We start from the raw sequence: 2,154 nt of genomic DNA on the forward strand, positions 1-2,154 counted from the left end.
CGCGCGCCGCACTGCTGCCACAAGTCAGCGCAAATGCCAGCTATCAGAAACAGCCTCCTGCTCTATCCACTACCACACAAAGCCATGGCTGGAATATACAGGCTTCGCAAACCCTGTTTGATAAAGCACGTTGGGCACAGTATCAACAAGGTAGGCTGGCGGCGCAAATGGCGGATCAAAAACTCGCCCATACCGAAGAAGAGTTGCTGATCAATGTGGCCCAAGCGTATTTCCAGGTCTTGCTCAACAAAGACAAGCTGATCTCGATTGAGCAGGAAAAACAGGCTTATGCGCTACAAATCAAACAGGCTGTGGCTTTGTTTGAAAAAGGGGCGGCCACCATTGTGGACACCAACGAAGCACAAGCCGGCTATGAGGCGGCCAGAGCCAAAAAAATCAGCACCATGACTGATTTACTGGTGGCGGAGAATGCCTTGGAAAGTCTGACTGGCCTGAATCCCAAAGACATCGCGCCCATCAAAAAAGCCGATTTGGGTAATCTTCTGGCCAACAGCAATAAAACAGACTGGTTCGATTTAGCCAAAACACACAATCCGGAATGGCAGCTGCAAAAGCTGGCTCTGGACAATGCCAAACAGGGTGTGACAGCCGCCAAAGCCGGACATTGGCCTAAGCTGACCTTAACGGGTGGTTATCAAGATAACCACAATACCCAAGAATACTACGGTATCGAACAACATTACCGCAGCAAAGGGGCAACAGTCACCGTGCAGCTGAGTATGCCCCTCTACTCTGGTGGTTTGGCTCGCAGCCAAGTACGAGAGGCCGCAGCGCGAGAACTACAAGGTCAATCCCAACTCTTGGCAACTGAACGCAAAATCAGACTAGCCATTGACCAAGCCTATCAAACCACTTTGGGTGGTCAATACCAGATTCGGGCACAACAACAGCTATTGAAGGCCAGTGAAGTGAAGTTGAACGCCACTCAATTGGGCAGAAAAGTTGGGGTACGCAGCAATCTGGATGAACTGCAGGCACAGCAGGCCAAAGCCGATGCGGAACAAAAACTGGCCGAAGCCCGCTATGGCTATGTGTCTGCATATCTGCAATTACTGAAAAATGCAGGACTCTTGGCTGATGAAGCCCAGCAGAAGACAATCCGAAAATTACTGTATTAAGGCTTTTTCCGCGTTATTGATGACCTGATGGGTTGCTGCTAGGTCATCCGTACTCGAACAATGATTTAGCCATTCAAGACACTTACACCCAAGCCGCTTAATGGGGATTCACAAAACTTATCTTCAAAATCGTGGTGCTGATTGGTCAATAAGCTGTGGATAACATCCTTAGAAAGTTGTTAATGCGTTAAAATTTGCACTTGCTTAAATTTTAATCAAACCCCTGCTCCAATCAGCTGGCCAAATCTAGTGTAGACAACACTTTTTGAATTTTCTGCCACGGCCACATGGACACGAATCGTCCGTCCTGGCAATGCCCACTTACGTATTGGGGCCGATCGTACATATATACACCGCCCTTGTTTGATGGCACTGTAATATATGTCATGATGTCACGGCATGGTTTTAAATCAACTCACTCAAAGGCGTTTTAGATGCCCACGATGGGCGTCTGGCTATTTCATCATCGGATATGGCTGCTGCCGAGGTCGTAGTAGATTCTTCTACAGCCAAAGTCTTTTGAAAAGATTTCGGTTGTGGTGCTTCTTCATTTAATAGGCGCTTTTTTAATCGACTATTGATAAACCAATTCAGTGTGGATTGAGCAACCTTAACGCCTTTTTTTTGTTCTAAAAACAACAGTATCACTGACTCAGTATAGCCTCGCTTTTTCAACTCCAAAATTTCAGATTCATAGGGAATCAATACGGATCTTGTTTTTGATTTGGGCTGTTTATCTAACTCATTCAAAAAATCGTCAATATCTGTGCTCATCGAATAGTACCCAATAAAATTACACTAAAACAATATATGTATCGAATTAAACTACATAGTATCAAAATTGTAAACGTGAAATATAGAATAAATATTGGATATAAACTTATATACCAACATTATTATCCAATAATATCGAATCTAAATCATATAAATCGAAATTCTGATATGAAAAAGGATCATTTTTTCGGCGCGTACCACTTCCTGAAAAACAAGAAAAAAGACAAATTAAATTACACGC

At 44.2% G+C, this 2,154-nt stretch carries 3 protein-coding genes; 1 reads left to right on the forward strand and 2 read right to left on the reverse strand.

Annotation, left to right across the window (positions count from 1 at the left end):
* A partial coding sequence (locus A2F46_RS11530) for a TolC family outer membrane protein (RefSeq protein ID WP_066570600.1) occupies positions 1 to 1,139 on the forward strand: 1,139 nt, incomplete at its 5' end.
* Positions 1,140 to 1,385: 246 nt separating this feature from the next.
* On the opposite strand, the gene A2F46_RS13510 is transcribed toward A2F46_RS11530, so the two are convergent.
* Both A2F46_RS13510 and A2F46_RS11535 read right to left on the reverse strand, forming a co-directional pair.
* The gene (locus A2F46_RS13510; RefSeq protein WP_082783690.1) at positions 1,386 to 1,460 is read right to left on the reverse strand and encodes an SEC-C metal-binding domain-containing protein; all 75 of its coding nucleotides are present in this window, start codon (positions 1,458 to 1,460) and stop codon (positions 1,386 to 1,388) included.
* Positions 1,461 to 1,544: 84 nt separating this feature from the next.
* A complete protein-coding gene (locus tag A2F46_RS11535; protein ID WP_066570602.1) occupies positions 1,545 to 1,913 on the reverse strand; it encodes a hypothetical protein in 369 nt (122 codons plus the stop codon).
* Positions 1,914 to 2,154 lie beyond the last annotated feature (241 nt).

Origin of the sequence: Snodgrassella sp. CFCC 13594, assembly GCF_001590725.1 — a bacterium.
Lineage (GTDB): Bacteria > Pseudomonadota > Gammaproteobacteria > Burkholderiales > Neisseriaceae > Snodgrassella.

Bases quoted from the DNA above. Each gene is read 5' to 3' on its own strand.
- A2F46_RS11535 (WP_066570602.1), bottom strand. From the start codon at position 1,913: ATGAGCACAGATATTGACGATTTTTTGAATGAGTTAGATAAACAGCCC.